This window comes from Streptomyces sp. NBC_00659, from assembly GCF_036226925.1.
Classification (GTDB): Bacteria; Actinomycetota; Actinomycetes; order Streptomycetales; family Streptomycetaceae; genus Streptomyces.
The window spans coordinates 463,790-481,016 of the sequence record NZ_CP109031.1 but is presented as its reverse complement, the minus strand read 5'-3'; the positions used below and the strand labels follow the sequence as shown (position 1 = coordinate 481,016).

Genomic DNA, 17,227 nt, shown 5'->3' with positions numbered 1-17,227 from the left:
CAGCGTTGCGAGTGGCCAATCGGCGTGCCGTACATCGGTGAGGATCGACGACCGCCAGGGGCCCGGTGTGCGGAGTCGGCCCGACGTCCGACGGCCGCGCGGCACCGCACCCCCCGGACTGTCAGGGGGCGGGCCGCAAGTTCCCTCGTGCGGGACGCCGTTCACTCCCACGGGAGGGGAGGCCAAGGTTGTTCGACACCTGCGGCAGCCCGGGGCCTCACCCCTCGTGCGACCCCTGCGGCGGCACTCCTTCGAGCAGTACGTCCCGCAGCGCCGCGACCAGTTCCAGGCCCCGCGCCCGTACCGCCGACGGTGTCTCCTCGTGGCGCCGGTCGGCGATGACCGCGAGCGCCGCCGCGGCCTGACGGGCGAAGAGGGCCAGGAGGTCGAGTTCGGAGAGGCTGGAACGGGACTGTTCGGCGGGGTCGAGAACTTCGAGGACACCGAGCACCCGGTCGCGATGGGCGAGCGGCGCCGCCATCAGCGCGTCCGGCACGTACCCGGTCGACTTCGCGACATCCTCGGCGAACATGCTCTGTTCCCGGAGGTCGTCCGCGATCATGGGTTCACCCGAGACGAGCACCCAGCCCGCAAGGCCCCGCCCTGCGGGGAACCTCGAGCCCACGAGGGAGTCCTCTCCCTCCCCGGCCACGGCCTGGAAGACCAGCTCGTCGGTCTCCCGGTCGTGCAGCAGGACGGAGCTGGCCGCGGCGCCGAAGATGGCCCGCGCGGTGTCGACGACGGACTGCAGCAGATCGTGCTCCGCGCTGCCGGCGCCTGTCGCGGGGTCCACGCCTGGGGCGGGGACGAGGCCGGGGGACTGGCTCATGATTCACCTCGGGTTCCTGGTTCGCCGATGCGCACGTTCGCGGCGGAGAGGTAGAGCGCGTGTTTGATCTGGAACGGTGTCAGCTTCGGGTGCGTGCCGAGCAGGCGTGCGCACATCCCGCTGATGAAGGGGGTGGCGAAGCTGTTGCCCGTGGTGCGGATGGTCTTGCCGCCCGTCCAGGCCACCTGCACGTTCTGGCCCGGTGCGAAGAACTCGACGGGTGGCGCCGGGTTGTAGAGGAAGAGCCCGGAGTCGTCCTCGCGGTGCGTACCGACCGAGATGACGGACGAGAACCGCCAGGGGAAGCTCTCCACCGGCGTGTTGTGGGCGGACGCCACGAGCGTGGTCCCGGTGAAGAACGCCTGGTCGGCCAGGGCCCGCAGCGTTTCGAGGAACTTCGGACGGGTCGTGGACAGACTGAGGTTGACCACGTCGAAACCCTGGTCGACGGCCCACCGCAACCCGGTGAGCAGGGCTTCGCCCGTGCCGGTGAAGCCCTCGCCCAGCACCCGCACGCTGTACAGCTCACAGCCCGGTGCCACGCGCCGGACGATGCCGGCGCACGCCGTTCCGTGCCCGCAGCCGTCGCCGGCGCCGTCGGGCAGCGGGCCGCTGTCGACGACGCGCAGGGTGCCGTCGGGGGCGGACGACACCTCGTACGAGCCCTGGACAGCGCCGACCGAGGGATGGCCGCACTCCACCCCGGTGTCGACCACGCACACCCGCACCCCGGCGCCGTCCGACCACGCCGAGGGATCGGCGGGCAGATCCGGCACCGTGTCGGCGAGCATCGTGAGGTCCTCGGGGGAGCGGTCACGCAGGCTCCAGGTGAGCCCTCCCGCCGTTCCTGTGGTCATCCGGTCCTGCCTTCCCGTCCGGCCGGGCGTTCCGCGCCCCGGACCGTGGCCGTCGTCTCGTCGGCGAACACGGACGCGCCGTCCGTGCCCGGCCGGTGCCCCTTGGCGGCGAAGTGCCCCCGTGCCGTGTGCGCTTCCCGCGCCGCGTCCGCGGCCAGGCCGAGTGCGCGCAGCGTGTGAGCGAGGTCGAGGGCCGCGGTGCCCCGTACGACCGGGGAGTCCGTCTCACCCGCCGCGGCGACGGCCCGGCCCGCGCAGACACGCGCCAGGTCCGGCTCACCGGCGAGCGCCAGAGCACGGGCCCGCAGTCCGTACGCGTCGGCGGACTCGGCCGGGGGCAGCGCGGACCGCTCGGGGTCCGGCAGAGCCAGTGCCTGCGCCGGCTCTCCCCGGTCCAGCAGGATCCGCGCCCGCTCCCGGGCGATGCCCGGCAGGGCGCCCGTGGCGCCGAGTTCGCGGCCCGCGCGTTCCGCCTCCTCCAGCAGGGCCAGACCACGGGCCGGTGTACCGCTCAGGACCTCGACCTCCGCGGCGAACAGCGGGATGAACAACGCGCTCTCCGCGTAACCGAGACCGCGCGCCAGTCGCGCCGCCTCGGCCAGCCGCTCGTGTGCCTCCTCGTGCCGGCCCTGCAGCGCCAGGAGCACGGCGAGCGGGCAGCCCAGCGTGGCGCGCACGGTCGGTCGGCCGGCGCCGTGGGCCGACAGCAGTTCCTCGCAGCGCCCGACGGCAAGCGCGACCGGGGTGGGTCCACGCCACAGGGAGATGCCGACCGCGCCGAGCGCCAGTGCCCGTTCGGGTTCGGCGTCGGCACGGTCGGCGTGCTCCAGGGCCCGGTGGAGCAATTCCTCGGCCTCGGCGTGCAGTCCGCGCCGCTGACGGTCCTGGGCGATACGGACACAGGCACGGGCGATGCCCTGGTCGTCGCCCGCCCGGTCGAACAGCGGGAGGGCGGCCTGCGCCACCTCGGCCGCGGAACCGTGCCGGGGGTCGAGCGCGGTCAGCGCGAGCCGGGCATGGGCGGCGTCCAGCGGATCCCCGGCCCGGTCCGCCGCGTCGAGCGCGTCCGCCAGCAGTTCCCGGCCGCGCTCGGGCTCACCGCGGGCGGCCTTCGTCTCGCCGAGCCGGCGGGCGGCCGCGCGGGCGACGGGCTCGCCGGGAGCGGCCAGGTCCAGGGCCTGGGTGAGCAGGTCGTCGGCCCACGGCAGGTCGGAACGCGCCAGGGCGGCCGCACCGGCCCGGGTGAGCAGGGCGGCGGCGCGAGTCCGCAACGCGTCGGTGTCGCCGTCGTGGATGCCCAGTTCGCTGAGCAGACGGTGGGCGCGGGCCAGATGGGAGCCGACGGCGGCGTCGCCCGCTTCGTGGCGGACGAGGACCCGGGCGGCGTGCTCGTGGCGCCGGGCACGTACCTTCTTGGCCATCCCGCGGTACGCGGTCTCCTGCACCAGCGCGCTGCCGAACCGGAGTACGGAGCCGGTGGACCGGGCGCGGCCGCCGGCCTCGATGAGCCGCCGTCGCACGAGGCCGCGCAGCAGGCCGCCGGGGGACTCCGCCGGGTCTCCGGGCTCCTCGACGGTGGCCAGTTCGGTCAGGTCGGCGCGCTGGAACTCCCTTCCCAGGACGGCGGCCACCTGCAGCAGCGTCCGCTCCTCGGGCGGCAGCGCGTCGATGCGGGCCCCGAGCAGGGCGTGCACGGTCAGCGGCAGGTCGTCGCCCTCGGCGGCCATCGCCGTCAGATGTTCCAGGTACAGCGGATTGCCCTCGGCGCGGTCGAGCGCGCCCTCCAGCACGTCCTGCCGGTGGGCCGCCACCTCGACCAGCTCCCCGGCGAGTGCGGCGGCCTCCTCCCGGGTGAGCGGTGTGAGCAGCAGCGACGCGGACCGCATCCGCCCGCTGCCCCAGCCGGGACGGGTCTCCAGGAGCTCGGGACGCGCGACGCAGACCAGGGCCACGGGGGAGCGGTCGAGTTCGTCCAGCAGCCGGTCCGCCAGGTCGAGCAGCGGCCCGGACGCCCAGTGGCAGTCGTCCAGCACCAGCACCACGGGCCGCTCACGGGACAGCGCGTCCAGGAGGCAGGCCAGGGCCATGAGGGTGTCGTCCGCCGAAGGGCTGGGCGTGCCGTCCGCGAGCAGACCGGTCCGCAGCAGGCGCAGCGCCTGTTCCGCCTCCGCCCGCTCGGGGGCCGGCAGCGCGGCGAGGGCCGTGTCCTCGCCGACGGCGGCGAGCACCTGGCGCACCGCTTCGGCGAGCGGTGACAGGGAGCCGGACTCGCCGTAGGGCCGGCATCGGCCCTCGCCGTACGCCGGGCCGTCCCGCAGCCACTCGCGCAGCAGGCGCGTCTTGCCGAGGCCCGCCTCGCCATAGACGGTCACCAGGTGCGAACGCGGGTCCGTCTCCAGCTTGCGCGACAGCAGGCGCAGTTCGGCCAGTTCCTGCTCACGTCCGATGAAGGGGGTGTCGAACCGGCGTACCCGCTCCGGGTCGTCCTCGTGGAGTGCGACCAGGCGGTGGGCCGGGACGGGGACTCCGACGCCCTTGAGGGACAGCGATCCCGCGGATTCGGTGACCGCCGAGGGACCGGCGGCGTCGAGCGTGGCGGGGCCGATCAGGATGTCCCCCGCGCCGGCGTGCTGTTCGAGCCGGGCCCCGATGTTGACGACCTCGCCGGAGACGAGGGCCTGCCGGGCGGCGGGATCGACGCTCACGACGACCTCACCGGTGTTCACACCGATGCGCACGGCGAGCCGCACGCCGTGCTCGCGCTCCAGCTCGGCGTTGAGCCCGTCGAGTCCGGTGACCATGCCGCGCGCCGCTGCGAGCGCCCGGTGGGCGTCGTCCTCGTGGCGCACGGGCACCCCGAACACCGCCATCACCGCGTCGCCGATGAACTTCTCCACCGTGCCGCCGTGCTCCTCGATCCGTGCCCGCATCAGCGCGAAGTACCGGAGAGTGACCGTGCGCAGGGTCTCGGGGTCGAGCCGCCCGGACAGGGCAGTGGATCCGACGAGGTCGCAGAAGAGCACCGTCACCACGCGGCGCTCCTCGGCCGCGGCGGCGTCGCCCGCGGGCACGCACGCGGTTCCGCACCGGGGGCAGAACGCCGCGCCGTCCGGTGGGGGTTCGGGACAGCGCGGGCACTTCACGCGCGCGGCGCCGGTCATCGCGCCCGTCATCAGAACAGCGCTCCGCCGGCGATCTCGCTGTGCGCCTGCACCTCCGGCTCGGCCGCGTCCAGTCGCTCCTTCAGGCCCAGCAACAGGGTCAGCTCCTGTGCGCTGAGGTCCTGGAGCACCTCTCGCTGCTCGGGGGAGAGGCTGTGCAGGGGGAACCCGGCGTCCTCCAGCGCGCGGAGGCGGTCGCGATCGGGTGCGGGGTCAGTCATCGGTGCTCTCCCATTCGGTTGGTGCCGCGGTGATGCGGTCGAACAGCTCGGCGAGGGAGGCGACCGTGTGCAGCGCGCTGACGGCGACCAGGGAACGCTGTGCGGCGTCCAGCGGCAGCCGCTCGATCAGCCGGTCCAGGTCGGCGCTGTGTCCGTCGTCGAGGTCCGCGTGGAGGCGTACGGTCTCGAAGGCGGCCGGCGGAAGCCCGGTCTCGCGGGCCAGCCGGCCGGCCAGGCCGGGAGCGGGCGCGTTGGCCTCCAGTACCGCGATGTAGCCGAGCAGGGCCACCGGATGACTGTGCTCGATCCAGTAGTACTGGGCCCCCACCAGGGCGGCCACATGGGCCGGAGGCACTGTGCCGGTCAGCTCCTCCGACGGCGTCCCGGCCGCCGCGGCGTCGGTGAGCAGCCAGTCGTCGTGGCCGCGTTCCTCCTCGGCGTGCGCCCGCAGGTACCGCGCGAGGGGGCGTGCCACCGGGTCCCGCGGCAGGGCCTCGCACCGGGTGGCGGCCCGCTCCATGAGCGGAACGGAGGCACGGATCACCTGGTGCATGGCGCACAGGTAGCGCCGATAGCGGCCGGGGAGCCCGGAGTCGGACCGCCACATGCGCGCGGTGGCGGTCCACAACACGGGCCGTACGAGGGACAGTTCGAGTCGCAGGCTCGCGACGGCCGACGGGCTCACCCGGACACCTCCTCGTCCCCGGGACCGCCGAGCAGCACGAGCGGTGCGTACCGGTCGCTTCCGTACCGTCGCAGTAGTGAGGCGGCCCCCGCGTCGTGCTGGAGCCGGGCGCCGAGCGCGTCCATGGCCCCGGCCGCGGGGCGCGAACCGGACCGTTCGGCCGCGTCCAGGGCCGCGGGCCGCCGGGCCAGGCTCCGGCAGTCCGCGCACGATCCGACTCCGGCGGTACGGATGGTGCGCAGCACGGGAGAGGCCTGGCAGCGGCGCCGTATCGTGGCCCAGTCGTCCTGCGCGATGTGCCCCAGGCGCAGGTGTTCCGGGACGGGTCGGGCGTCCACCACACGCTGGTTGCAGCAGGCCGCGACGGTGCCGTCGAAGGCCACGGTCGGCCAGGCGGCCATCGCGCACGGCGCCGGGGGCGACTCGGAGGAACTCTCCTCCGCGGCGCCCCGGAACCGGACGGTTCGTGCGGACGCCCAGCCCGCCGCCCGGCCCACCGGCCGGATGTGATTGACCAGGACGGCCGCCTGGTCGTGGAATTCTGTACGAATGGACGCGGTGATGTCCGCGAGATAGGCGTCGTCCGCCGGTGTTCCCGCCACGTGGAAACTCACGTCGATTCCGCTTTCCCTGATGCGGTGCATCGCGCGAAAGACCGCGGCGCGCGGTACTTCACGTTCGTGGAACACGTCGATGCTCGCCGAGAAGTGGGCGACGTGCCGCAGGGCGCGCAGGATGCGGGCAGGGACCCGGCCGTCGGCGGCGAAGAACATGCCGCTCAGTACCGACGTACGCGTTCCGGCCGCCGCCGCGAGCGCCGCGAGGTCCGCCACGAGCGCGGGCCGCAGCAGCGGCTCGCCCCCCGTGAGCATGAGGACCTCCGGACGGTCGCCGGGGGCGAAGCCGCCGACGAAGCGGCGCAGTGCCTCGGCCGGGGTGTCCTCGCCGCGCGGCCCCGACGAGGTGGAGCAGTGGGCACAGCTCAGCGGGCAGCGCCTGGTGAGGGTGGCGAGGACCCCGGCCGCCGGCACCGGACGTAGCTCGATGATCTCGGCCAGCCGCATCTCGTCACCTCCGTAGGCCACCGGGACGTGCGGGCTCAGCGTGCGGGGCACCGGTTCGGTCGTGGTTGGCGGACGGTTCGGAGCCGGTACGCGGCGCGGGGCGGACCGGCCGTGGGGACGGACCGCGGCACGGCTGGTTGATACGCACAGATTTGTACGCTTGTTCGGTCTTTATCCCGGCGGGTGTGTTGCTGCATGCACCTTGAGCCATCCTCGAGTCCATGGCCCCGGAACCGGCCCGTGCGCATCCTGTGAAGGCCGAAGGAATTCCACCGAATTCCCGAAGGGTTCACGGCTCCTCGCGGATTCCCCCATCCCCTGCCGCTCCTCGGAGGCTTTCGTGCACAGAATTCCCTTCCTCTGTCAGACCTCCGACGACACCGGCTGGGGAAGGGGCTGAGGGGGCAGATGGCCGAAGCGCTCACGGAAAGCCGCGGCATGGCGTCCGCTCCCGGAATTCCGCGAGAGCCGGCCGCTGAAGTCGGCGGCGAAACCGCCGCCGCCCCCTTACGGCTGACCCTCCTCGGTCCGCTCCGGGCCTCCCGCGGCGGCCTGCCGCTCGCGCTCGGACCGATGAAGCAGCGCCTCGTCCTGGCGGTTCTGCTCACGCGCCCCAACACGCCGGTGTCGGTGGAGGAACTGACCGATGCCCTCTGGCCGGACGACCCGCCCCGTACGGCCCGCAAGAACCTTCAGGCGTACGTGTCGGTCCTGCGCCGCGTGCTCGACCCCGACGACCTGGGCCGGCTGAGCCACGGTCCCGGCGGCTACGTACTGCACCTCACCGCGGACGAATGCGACACCCTGCGCTTCGACGAACTCGCCCGGCGCGGCGACACCGAGGCGCGCGCGGGCGCGCCGAGTCACGCGGCCCGTACGTACCGCCAGGCGCTGGACCTCTGGCGGCACGACCCCTTCAGTGACCTGGCCCCCCGTGCCGACGTGCTGCGCGCCGCCGTCGAACGCCGGCACGCCCGGCGACTGGCCGTCTACGAGGCCTGGGCGGAAGCGCAGCTGGAGATAGGGGACCCGGGCCCGGTCGCGGACACCGTGGACGAGATGGTGAGCCGCCACCCGCTGCGGGAGCGGCTGCGCGCCGCCCAGCTCACCGCGCTGAACCAGGTGGGCCGCAGAACGGAGGCGCTGGCCGCCTACGACGACTGCCGTCAACGGCTGTCCCGGGAACTGGGCCTGGAGCCCGGTGCGGCGCTCCACGGCGCCTACCGCTCCCTGCTGGACGACATGGCCCCCTCCCGACCGCGCGGCGGCCCCACCGGATCACGGCTGCTGCTCCCGCCGGACCTCGCCGACTTCACCGGGCGCACCGGGGAACTGGAGGCCGTCCGGGCCCAGTTGGAGACCGAGGGCGGCCCCCCGGTCCTCGTCACCGGCGCGGTCGGCGTCGGCAAGTCGGCCTTCGCCGTACACGTCGCGCACAGCCTCGCCGCGCACTACCCCGACGGCATGGTCGCCACCCGGCTCTGCGCCGAGGACGGTTCGACGCGCCCCTGGGCGTCGGTACTGGCGGAGCTGGCCCGATCCCTCGGCTGTACCGAGCGGCTGCCCGCCGACCGGGAGGAGGCCGCCACCGTCTGGCGCGCCTGGCTGTCCGGGCGCCGGATCCTGCTGCTCCTGGACGACGCACCCGACGCCACCGCCCTCGGCCCGCTGCTGCCGCCGTCGGGCAGCGCCGCAGCCCTGGTCACCTCCCGCGGCCGGTTGCCCTGTCTGGAGTGCGCGCACCGGGTGGAACTCCCGCCGCTGTCCCCCGAGGAGGCACAGGACCTGCTCGGAGGAATCGTCGGGCGGCCCCGGCTGGCCGCCGAGCGCGCGGCGGCAGAACGTATCGTCGCGGCCACGGGATTCCTCCCGTTCGCTCTGCGAGCGGCCGGAAACCGCCTGTCCGTGCTGCGCCACATGCCGCTCGGCCAGTACGCGGACCGCCTCGAACATCCTCTGGAGGCGCTGGACGAACTGGCGTCCGGCGGCCTCGGGGTCCGCGCGCGTCTCGCCGGGGCCTGGGCCCGGCTGCCCGCTCCCGCCCGTGACTCCCTCCACGCGCTGGCCGCACTGCCGGACGTCTCCTTCACCCTCCCCTCCGCCGCCCGCGTCCTGGGCAAGGCCGGACGGGACGCGCAGCGCTCCCTGGAGGAACTGATCGACGTCGGCGTCCTGCCACCGCCGTCCCTGCCCGAGGTGACCGCGCACACGGCCGCGGCCCCGGAGACGGTGTGCTACGAACTGCCCTGGCTGACCCTGCTGTTCGCGCGCGAGCAGGCAGCCGCGTCGGGAGAGCGGTGCTAGGGCGTGTCGTCCGGATCACACGGCGGGACGCGGGGCCCGCCCGGCCCGGCCGGCAAGGTGCCGCGTCTCGGCGCCACCTGATCCGGACGACAGACCCCAGGCCGAGTCCGCGATGTCCCGGGAGCGGGATCAGGAGGCCGACGACGGTGGCCACGGCCGTGCTGGGGCGGCCGACGTGTCGTGGCGAGTGAGGCCGGCTCCGCACCGGGATCGATATCGGTGCCGGTGCCGGCACCGGCACCGATTTCCGTATCGGCACAGGCACAGGCACCGGTTTCCGTATCGGCACCAGTATCGGTATCGGCGTGTCGCTCAGCCCTCAGCGGCCCGAGGCTTGCGCCGGGAGGGTTCTCAGGCTCCGCCCGTCGTGGCCGAGGCCGGACCGGAGGACTGCACACGGGCCAGATATCCGGCCTGGAAGCGGCTGGCCGCGCCCAACTGCTCCATGATCTCGGCGATGTGCTTGCGGCAGGTGCGCAGCGACATCCCCAGCCGCCGGGCCACCATCTCGTCCTTCATGCCCTCGGCCAGCAGCCGGACGATCGCCTGCTTCACCTCGTCCCGCGCCGAACTCTCCGTCCAGGCCGGTTGATAGGGCTCGGCCAGGGACCAGGCGTGATCGAAGGTCGCGCAGAGATAGGAGACAGTGGACGGCTCCTGGATGACGATGGCCGCGTCCAGGTCGTCCTGGTGCGGGATGAACACCGTCTCCCCGTCGAAGGCGACCATGCGGCCGAAGAGTTCGCTCAGCGTCCTGATCTCGGCGCCCTCGTCGGTCATCCGCCGCGCGTACTCCTGCGTGGGCAGGTGGTAGCGGGCGGTGTGCTGGTACAGGGTGCGCATCCGTATGCCGCGGCGCAGCATGTCGCGGTCCTGTACGAACGCCTGCTCCAGCAGCGCCGGGGAGCGGCCGCCGCCGGGGTGACAGGTGCGGACCTCCTTCCGGCACCGCATGGTCGCCTCGGTGATCATTCCCACGACGGTCTTCAGGTCCGTGATCTCCGTCAGCGGAGCCCGCCCCTGCCACTGCCGCCGGCCTTCCGTATAGAAGGGCGCCAGGAGGGAAAGTTCTGCCCGTAACCGATCGATCTCGGCGAGCTGCCGGCGCAATCCCGCCTCCCGAGGCGCGACCAGCGCGGCGAGAGCCGAGTCCGGCGCCATCGCCACGAACCGGTCGGGGTCCCCGGGCAGGCGGCGCAGCAGCAGGAGTTCGGTCAGCGTCGCCACCGCCGAGGCCGCCCGGCCCTCCGGCAGCCCCAGCGTCGCGCCCAGCGTCCCCGCGTCGCACGATCCCTGGTCGCTCACCCACCGGAACACCCGGACGGCGTCCTCGGACAACTGCGCTTCGTGCGACGGCCACCCCGCCGCCGTACGCAGGTCCGGAACCGTGCCGTCCTCACCGATGCCGCCCACCCAGCCCCCTCATCAGGCACAAGACCTCAGCAGTCGCTGCTGTGTCCATTGTTCAGATGTGCGATGGAGTTTCCCAGACCCCCTCGGAAGGAATCACTGTGAAACCGGCCAAAGGTGCATTCATCCTGCTCTTCGAGCGCTTCACCGTACTCGGCCACCGGGTGCGTGCCCGGCGGCGCCGGGGCGGTGGCGCCGGCGCCACGGCGCGCGAGATCCTCGATCAGCCTCCGCGCCCGGTGCGCGAGGGCGACGACGACTCGCCGACCGTCCCCACACCCCACTGGTGACGTACAGGCGACCCCGTGCCGAGAAGTCCCTTCCGTGTCCCGGCAGCCAGCGTTTCCGATCCCGGCGTTCCCCATACACGGGATGGCGGGTTAGGGTCGGGTTCCGCGAGGATCATGTACGGAGGGGCCGGGGGATGGAGAACAGCACGCCAGTACGCCGGGGACGACCCCCGGGCGTACAGGCCGTCGAAGGAGAGCTGACGGCCCGCCAGGCGGCCATCGTCCGCTACATCACCGAGTCCGTCGCCCGGCAGGGCTACCCGCCGTCGATGCGCGAGATCGGCCAGGCCGTGGAGCTCTCCAGCACCAGCTCGGTCTCCCACCAACTGGGCGCACTGGAACACAAGGGTGTGCTCTACCGCGACCCGCACCGTCCCCGCGCCTACCGTGTGCGCCCTTCCTGGGCCCCCGAGCTCGCCGCCCGGAGCTCGAAGCCGGCCGAGGTGCCGCTCGTCGGACGGATCGCGGCCGGCGCGCCCCTGCTCGCCGACGAGATGGTCGAGGACGTCTACTTCCTGCCCCGTCAGGTGGTCGGGGAGGGGGAGCTGTTCGCCCTGACCGTGTCCGGCGACAGCATGATCGACGCGGCGATCTGCGACGGCGACATCGTGACCGTCCGCAAGCAGGACACCGCCGAGCACGGCGATATCGTCGCCGCTCTCCTGGAGGACGAGGCCACCGTCAAGGTCCTGCACCGGCAGGACGGACAGGTGTGGCTGATGCCGCGCAACGCGTCCTTCGCCCCGATCCCCGGTGACGACGCGCGCATTCTCGGCAAGGTGGTCGGCGTCCTGCGCGTGCTCTAGAGCAGGGGGTTTCGGCACACACGCCGTGAGAAGCGGAACGCGGCAGAACGCCTGGGCGGGTTCCGGCCTCGGCACGCGTCCTCGACGCGACGCCCGGCGATTACCCCCGAGGTAATCGCACCGGCCAACCACCCTCGGCTACGTTCCGGTCATCGCACACACCCCGGAACGAAAGGAGCCCTGTGGTGCCCGCTTACGGCTTCGCTCATCTCCGCAGCCGCCGGAATCACTCCGACATCATCGAGTACCTGGAGCGCATCCAGGCAACCCTCGATCCCTTCGACGGCCGCTTCGTCATCCACGGTCCGCCGGTCGAGGTCGTCGAGGGTACGTGGCCCGGCAGCATGGTGCTGATCGAGTTCCCCGGCCTGGCCGAAGCCCGTGCCTGGTACGACTCTCCCGCCTACCGGGCCATCCTGCGTTTGCGTACCGACCACGTGGAGGGCGACCTGGTGCTGATCGAGGGCGTCGGTCCGGACTACGACCCGGCCGAGCGAGCGCGCACGTTGCGAACGGAAGCCCGCCGAGCGGACCCGTCGACCCCGTGATCCTGTGGCCGCCGTGGCGAGCTCACCGACATGACGTCCTCCCCTCCCCCCGAGCTGTCGCCAAACCAGTTGGCGTACCCGTCGACGCGCCGCATAGCTTGGGCCCTCATGACTGACGACGACCCGAAGACGCGCCCGAATCGACAAGACCTCGGGCGGCTGTTCAACGAGGTGCCGGAGCTCTACGACCGGGTCCGGCCGGGATACCCCGACGAGCTGTTCGCGGACCTTGCCACGGTCACCGGCATGGACGAGCGGTCGTCGGTGCTGGAGGTGGGCTGCGGCACCGGTCAGGCGACGCGCTCGCTGGCGGCGCTCGGATGCTCCGTGACCGCTGTAGAACCGGGCGAGGAAATGGCCGCACTCGCTCGCCGACGGATCGCCGCCTTCGGCAACGTCGCGGCCTTCGGCAACGTCGAGGTCGAGACGTCGACGTTCGAGGAGTGGGACGACCGCGGTGGACGCTTCGATGTCCTCGTGGCCGCGTCGTCGTGGCACTGGGTCGACCCGTCGATCGGCTGGCGACGAGCGCACGACGTGCTGAATCCCGGAGGTTGGATGGCACTGCTCGGCAACGTCGTCGTCCGCCGGACGGGAGAGCCGGAGGTGTACGCCGAGACCGCCGATCTGCACGAGCGGTTCTGCCCCGGGAACCCCGGCTGGGGTCATCCGCCGCTGGAGAACGCCGTGCGCACCACCGACGAGGGCTGGGGACTGGTCGAAGATCCCGGCGGATTGTTCGGCCCGACGATCGTGCGCTGGTACCCGACCGTTCAGTGGGTCGACGGCGACGGCTTCGCCGATCTTCTTCGCTCGACGTCGCTGTACCGGAGGCTCGACCGCGACGTCCGGGAGCCCCTGCTCGACGCGATCGCCGAACGCATCCGCACGCGGATGGGCGACCGAGCACCACGCCGTTACCTCAGCGTCCTCCGTGTCGGGCAGCGCGCCGAGTGAGCCCGGTGGTGAAGGACCTGCCGAATCAGCGGCAACCGTGCGGCTTCCCCAGGCGCCGACGTCGGCTGAACCTCCGGAGCGGGCGTTGCGTATCCATCCCAGAGGGACAGCTCAGGTCTCCACCACGGGACGGAAGGAGAGCACCGTGCCCACACCGCCCGCGTCCGACTCACCGGACGACGACCAAGCGCTGGAGCCCATCCGCGTGCTGCGCCCGCGCCGCACCGACGCGCTGGCCCAGCTGCTCGACGAGATACGCCAGGACAAGGACTACCGCGGCCACGAGACCGTGGCCGCACCCGACCCGCATACCCGGACCGGCGGCGAGACGGAGGAACTCCAGTCTGTCCCCGGCGGCAGGACGGAGGAGCTTCCCGCACCCGACGGCGACGCCCGCCCGCCGCATTCGCTGGGCCGCCCGCGTCTCGGGCCCGGACAGCGCCGGGCAGCCGTGGTCATCGCGGTCGTCGCGGCGGCCGTCGTCGGCTTCGGCTGCTCCCTCCTGATCCCCAGCCGCACCGACGCCACCCCGGCCGCACCCGAGGCGAGCGCGTCGTCGGCCCCGACATCGGCCGCCCCGGGTGCGGCCGGGGCCGCCGACGTCCTGACCAACCCGGGCTTCGAGTCGGGCGGCCTCTCGCCGTGGAGGTGCACCGGCAACCTGGGCTCGATCGTCTCCTCCCCTGTCCACGCGGGCTCCAAGGCCCTCCAGGGGACGGTGAGTTCGAGCGACACCGCGCAGTGCGACCAGACCGTCGCTGTACGGCCCGACACCACCTACTCACTCAGCGGCTGGGTCCGCGGTTCCAACGTCTACCTGGGCGTGAACGGCGGTGCCTCCACCTGGACCACTTCCCCCTCCGGATACAGCCCACTGACCGTCTCCTTCACGACAAAGGCCTCCCAGACCAGCGCGACGATCTACGTGCACGGCTGGTACGCACAGGGCACGTACTACGCCGATGACATCGCCCTGGACGGGCCGCGTGGCGGCGGAGGTGCCTAGAGCTCTTCGTGTGGCGGCGTACCCGCCGGTCCGACCGTCGAGGGACCTGGCGTTGGCGCCATCGTTCACCGTCACAGGGTGATGTCCACACCCGTCCCGGCGGGCAGCAGGCGGAAGCGGTCCCGGATGTCCTCGGGGGCGGCGGCCAGGTGCCGTTCCATGGTCGCGCGGCTCTCGTGGAAGTGGTGCCAGCCTTCGTAGTGGACCGGGATGACGGTGCGCGGGGCGAGCAGACGGCAGAGTTCCACGGCCTCGGCCGCCGTCATCGTGTAGCGGACCGGGCCGGTCAACGGGAAGCGGACACCGCCCAGGTGCATCAGGGCCGTGCCCACGTCCAGACGCCGGGCCACCTGCCGTACACCGTCGTACAGGACGGTGTCGCCCGACATCCACAGGGCCCCGTGTCGCTGCCCCTCCCAGTGCAGGGCGAAGCCGGTCACCTCGCCCGTGAAGGGGCGGGACAGCGGTGGGCCGTGGCGCGCGGGGGTCGCCGTGACAGTGATGGCCGGTCGGCCCGGAGCCTCCAGGCGGTGGGTCGTCCAGGGAGCGAGGGCGCGCGCGTTGCCGCCGAGGCGGCGGGCGCCGGACGGCGTGGTGAGGACGGTGTCCGCCGAGGCGAGCAGAGCTCGTCCCGCGAGGTCCAGGTTGTCGCCGTGGTGGTCGTGGCTGAGCAGAACGGCGTCGATCGGAGGGAGTTCGGCGGGGGTGAGCGCGGGGCCGGCCGTCTTGTACGAGGACGTTCCCCAGCCGAAGCGGTAGCGGTGGCCGGGCGGGTCGAAGGTGGGGTCGGTGAGCAGCCGCCAGCCACCGGCCTCGATCAGGGTGGTCGGACCGCCGATGTGGGTGATGCGTGCTTCGCTCATGCCGGGTCCCCGTTCACAGCGTCGTCGTCCGCTGTCGTGTCGTCTGCTGTCGTGTCGTCCGGTCTCGTCGTCCGCGGTGCCGCCTGTGCGGTCCGGCCGTTCGAGGTGTCACCTGTACCGCCCGGCCGATCGCGGTGTCACCGTATGCGGTGTCGGACGCAGGCGGTCCCCCGGGCCGGGACGGATCGCGTACGTCCGCCCCGGCCGGGCTGTTCCGTGCCGTGCCGTTCGGTTCCGTCTAGCGGACGGCGTGCTCCAGTGCCCACGACAGGGCGTGGTCCGCGACCTCTTCCCAGCCGGGCGAGGCCGGCATGAGGTGCGGTTGGCCGGGATACACCTTCACCTCGGTGACGGTGTCCGACTTGTAGTGCCGGGCGTTGGACTGCTGGACCTTGGGCGGCATCAGATGGTCGAGTTCGCCGGAGAGGAAGAGCAGCGGCGCGCGGTCGTCGTTGTGGTAGTTCACCCAGATGTCCTGGTGGCCGGGCTGGAGGTTGGCCAGCACGCTGTTCCACAGGATGCGGCCGGAGGCGGGGACCGCGTAGCGCTCGTACAGCGCGCGGGACTCCTCCTCCGTGAACGTGTTGGTGAAGGCGTAGTGCCACTCGTCATGGGTGAGGCCGACGGCCTTGTGATGGTTCGCCGGGTTCTTCAGCACCGGAAAGGTGGCCTTCACCTGCGTCAGGGGCACCACCGACACGCCTTCGGTGGGGGCGGAGTTGATGGCGACGCCGGCCGCGCCGTAGCCGTGGTCGAGCAGGACCTGCGTGAAGGCACCGCCGGCGGAGTGACCGATCAGGACGGGCGGCCTGTCGAGCCCGCGGACCACGTTCGCCAGGCTCTCGATGATCTGCGGGGCGGTGATCCTCTCGATCGGCGCCGGGTCGGCGTTCAGTGCCTCGACCTCCACCTCGAAGCCGGGGTACGCGGGAGCGATCACGCGATAGCCCTGCTTCTCGTAGCGGTCGATCCAGTGTTCCCAACTGCGGGGTGTGACCCAGAAACCGTGGATCAGGACGATGGTGTCGGGGGCAGTGCTCATGGGAGCTCCTCGGGAAGCGATGACAGGTGTCAGCGGGTGGCGCGGTGCGCCGCCTGGATCTGGCGGACCACGACGTCCGGGTGGGACATCATCACGACGTGCGAGGCACCCTTGACCTCGACGGTCGCGCTGCCCGCCCGCTCGGCCATGAAGCGCTGCGCCGCGGGCGGGATGACGTGGTCGGCGGTCGGGATCACGTACCAGGACGGCAGGCTCTTCCAGGCCGGGACACCGCTTCCGGCGCCCAACCCGCCCACGGAGCCGGGGCGTTGGGTCGCCGCCATGAGCCGTGTGACGGAGTGCGGGAGATCCTGCGCGAACACGTCGTGGAACTTGGCCGGGTCGATGTATCCGTCGACGCCGCCGAGGGTGCCGTCCGGCAGGGGGAACGGGCGGGTCAGCAGCGCGTCCGGCAGCATGCTGCCCGGGAACATCGAGGCGAGTTGCAGCGCGCTCTCGCCCTCGTCGGGCGCGAACGCACCGACGTAGACCAGTGCCTTGACGTTGGTGTGCCCGCGTCCCGCGTTGGTGATGACCTCACCGCCGTAGGAGTGCCCGACGAGGATGACCGGACCCGGAACGGTGTCGACGACGCTGGAGACGTAAGCGGAGTCGCCCGCGAGGTCCCGCAGCGGGTTGGCGGGGGCGATGACCGGGAATCCGGCCTTCTGGAGCCGGGCGATGGTGTCGTTCCACCCGGACGCGTCGGCGAACACGCCGTGGACGAGGACGACGGTCGGTCTGCTCGCGTCGCCGGTACGGGCCGTCGCGGAGGCGGACGCGGTGCCGCCGGCGAGCGTGAACGCACCGGTCGCGAGCAGGCCGCCGAGGACACGACGGCGGGGGTGGGCGGGGGAAGTCACGGTGTGGCTCCTTCGACTCGAGCGGGCGGGAGGACCGCGCCGGACAGCGGGCGAGAAGTCGCCCGGCGCGATGCGGGAAGGGTGAAGAGGCGCCCGACGCGGTGAGGGCAGGGCGAAAAGGCGACCGGCGGGGTGTGGGTGGGGCGAAGAGTCGCCCCACGGGGTGAGGGCGGGGCGAAGAGGGGCTCGACGGGGTGTGGCAGGGACGAGGTGCCGTCCGGCAGTGGTGGGCGGTGACCGCGTCGGCCTCCGCCTCCGCGACGGCCCGTAACTGCGGGCCGGGGCAGACCGGTTCACCCGGTCGCGGCGGACGCCTGTGGC

Annotated in this window: 15 protein-coding genes and 1 pseudogene; 6 read left to right on the top strand and 10 right to left on the bottom strand. The window is 72.7% G+C overall.

Annotation, left to right across the window (positions count from 1 at the left end):
• Window positions 1–217 precede the first annotated feature (217 nt).
• The 6 genes from OG410_RS01915 to OG410_RS01890 form a co-directional block, all read right to left on the bottom strand.
• The gene (locus OG410_RS01915; RefSeq protein WP_329297454.1) at window positions 218–829 is read right to left on the bottom strand and encodes a GAF domain-containing protein; all 612 of its coding nucleotides are present in this window, start codon (window positions 827–829) and stop codon (window positions 218–220) included.
• A complete protein-coding gene (locus tag OG410_RS01910) occupies window positions 826–1,686 on the bottom strand; it encodes a S8 family peptidase (protein ID WP_329297453.1) in 861 nt (286 codons plus the stop codon). Before OG410_RS01910 ends, OG410_RS01915 begins: the two co-directional genes overlap by 4 nt.
• Complete coding sequence (locus OG410_RS01905; RefSeq protein WP_329297452.1) at window positions 1,683–4,757, bottom strand: AAA family ATPase; 3,075 nt, start codon at window positions 4,755–4,757, stop codon at window positions 1,683–1,685. Before OG410_RS01905 ends, OG410_RS01910 begins: the two co-directional genes overlap by 4 nt.
• A 101-nt stretch (window positions 4,758–4,858) precedes the next feature.
• The gene (locus OG410_RS01900) at window positions 4,859–5,068 is read right to left on the bottom strand and encodes an aroma-sacti cluster domain-containing protein (protein WP_037623557.1); all 210 of its coding nucleotides are present in this window, start codon (window positions 5,066–5,068) and stop codon (window positions 4,859–4,861) included.
• The gene (locus OG410_RS01895) at window positions 5,061–5,753 is read right to left on the bottom strand and encodes an iron-containing redox enzyme family protein (RefSeq protein ID WP_329297451.1); all 693 of its coding nucleotides are present in this window, start codon (window positions 5,751–5,753) and stop codon (window positions 5,061–5,063) included. Before OG410_RS01895 ends, OG410_RS01900 begins: the two co-directional genes overlap by 8 nt.
• Window positions 5,750–6,817 carry a radical SAM/SPASM domain-containing protein gene (locus OG410_RS01890; protein ID WP_329303995.1) on the bottom strand — a complete coding sequence of 356 codons (1,068 nt, stop codon included), beginning with the start codon at window positions 6,815–6,817 and terminating at the stop codon, window positions 5,750–5,752. Before OG410_RS01890 ends, OG410_RS01895 begins: the two co-directional genes overlap by 4 nt.
• Window positions 6,818–7,225: 408 nt before the next feature.
• Between OG410_RS01890 and OG410_RS01885 the strand changes: the two genes are divergently transcribed.
• On the top strand, window positions 7,226–9,121 hold the full coding sequence (locus OG410_RS01885; RefSeq protein WP_329297450.1) for an AfsR/SARP family transcriptional regulator: 1,896 nt from the start codon (window positions 7,226–7,228) through the stop codon (window positions 9,119–9,121).
• Window positions 9,122–9,472: 351 nt separating this feature from the next.
• Here the strand turns inward: OG410_RS01885 and OG410_RS01880 are convergent, their stop codons facing one another.
• A complete protein-coding gene (locus OG410_RS01880) occupies window positions 9,473–10,534 on the bottom strand; it encodes a LuxR C-terminal-related transcriptional regulator (RefSeq protein WP_329297449.1) in 1,062 nt (353 codons plus the stop codon).
• A 98-nt stretch (window positions 10,535–10,632) separates the two neighbouring features.
• Between OG410_RS01880 and OG410_RS01875 the strand changes: the two genes are divergently transcribed.
• The 5 genes and pseudogenes from OG410_RS01875 to OG410_RS01855 all read left to right on the top strand — a co-directional run.
• Window positions 10,633–10,821, top strand: coding sequence for a hypothetical protein (locus tag OG410_RS01875; RefSeq protein ID WP_328457117.1), 189 nt, complete (start codon window positions 10,633–10,635; stop codon window positions 10,819–10,821).
• 134 nt (window positions 10,822–10,955) lie between these two features.
• Window positions 10,956–11,627 (top strand): transcriptional repressor LexA, encoded by a 672-nt coding sequence (gene lexA / locus OG410_RS01870; protein WP_328663912.1) that lies wholly within the window; start codon window positions 10,956–10,958, stop codon window positions 11,625–11,627.
• A 185-nt stretch (window positions 11,628–11,812) separates the two neighbouring features.
• Complete coding sequence (locus OG410_RS01865; protein ID WP_329297447.1) at window positions 11,813–12,175, top strand: DUF1330 domain-containing protein; 363 nt, start codon at window positions 11,813–11,815, stop codon at window positions 12,173–12,175.
• Window positions 12,176–12,283: 108 nt separating this feature from the next.
• Window positions 12,284–13,132, top strand: coding sequence for a class I SAM-dependent methyltransferase (locus OG410_RS01860; protein WP_329297446.1), 849 nt, complete (start codon window positions 12,284–12,286; stop codon window positions 13,130–13,132).
• 568 nt (window positions 13,133–13,700) lie between these two features.
• Window positions 13,701–14,132 (top strand): annotated as a pseudogene (locus OG410_RS01855) (carbohydrate binding domain-containing protein); the annotation flags it as partial.
• 77 nt (window positions 14,133–14,209) lie between these two features.
• Here OG410_RS01855 and OG410_RS01850 read toward each other — a convergent pair.
• From OG410_RS01850 to OG410_RS01840, 3 genes are all read right to left on the bottom strand, one after another.
• Window positions 14,210–15,001: an MBL fold metallo-hydrolase gene (locus OG410_RS01850; RefSeq protein WP_329297445.1), complete on the bottom strand. Its 792-nt coding sequence runs from the start codon at window positions 14,999–15,001 to the stop codon at window positions 14,210–14,212.
• 238 nt (window positions 15,002–15,239) lie between these two features.
• Window positions 15,240–16,043 (bottom strand): alpha/beta hydrolase, encoded by an 804-nt coding sequence (locus tag OG410_RS01845; RefSeq protein ID WP_329297444.1) that lies wholly within the window; start codon window positions 16,041–16,043, stop codon window positions 15,240–15,242.
• Between the two features lie 29 nt (window positions 16,044–16,072).
• Window positions 16,073–16,906 carry an alpha/beta fold hydrolase gene (locus OG410_RS01840; protein WP_329297443.1) on the bottom strand — a complete coding sequence of 278 codons (834 nt, stop codon included), beginning with the start codon at window positions 16,904–16,906 and terminating at the stop codon, window positions 16,073–16,075.
• Between the last annotated feature and the right edge of the window lie 321 nt (window positions 16,907–17,227).

Bases quoted from the DNA above. Each gene is read 5' to 3' on its own strand.
- OG410_RS01885 (WP_329297450.1), top strand. From the start codon at position 7,226: ATGGCCGAAGCGCTCACGGAAAGCCGCGGCATGGCGTCCGCTCCCGGA.
- OG410_RS01845 (WP_329297444.1), bottom strand. From the start codon at position 16,043: ATGAGCACTGCCCCCGACACCATCGTCCTGATCCACGGTTTCTGGGTC.
- OG410_RS01860 (WP_329297446.1), top strand. From the start codon at position 12,284: ATGACTGACGACGACCCGAAGACGCGCCCGAATCGACAAGACCTCGGG.
- OG410_RS01915 (WP_329297454.1), bottom strand. From the start codon at position 829: ATGAGCCAGTCCCCCGGCCTCGTCCCCGCCCCAGGCGTGGACCCCGCG.
- lexA (WP_328663912.1), top strand. From the start codon at position 10,956: ATGGAGAACAGCACGCCAGTACGCCGGGGACGACCCCCGGGCGTACAG.
- OG410_RS01900 (WP_037623557.1), bottom strand. From the start codon at position 5,068: ATGACTGACCCCGCACCCGATCGCGACCGCCTCCGCGCGCTGGAGGAC.
- OG410_RS01850 (WP_329297445.1), bottom strand. From the start codon at position 15,001: ATGAGCGAAGCACGCATCACCCACATCGGCGGTCCGACCACCCTGATC.
- OG410_RS01890 (WP_329303995.1), bottom strand. From the start codon at position 6,817: ATGCGGCTGGCCGAGATCATCGAGCTACGTCCGGTGCCGGCGGCCGGG.
- OG410_RS01910 (WP_329297453.1), bottom strand. From the start codon at position 1,686: ATGACCACAGGAACGGCGGGAGGGCTCACCTGGAGCCTGCGTGACCGC.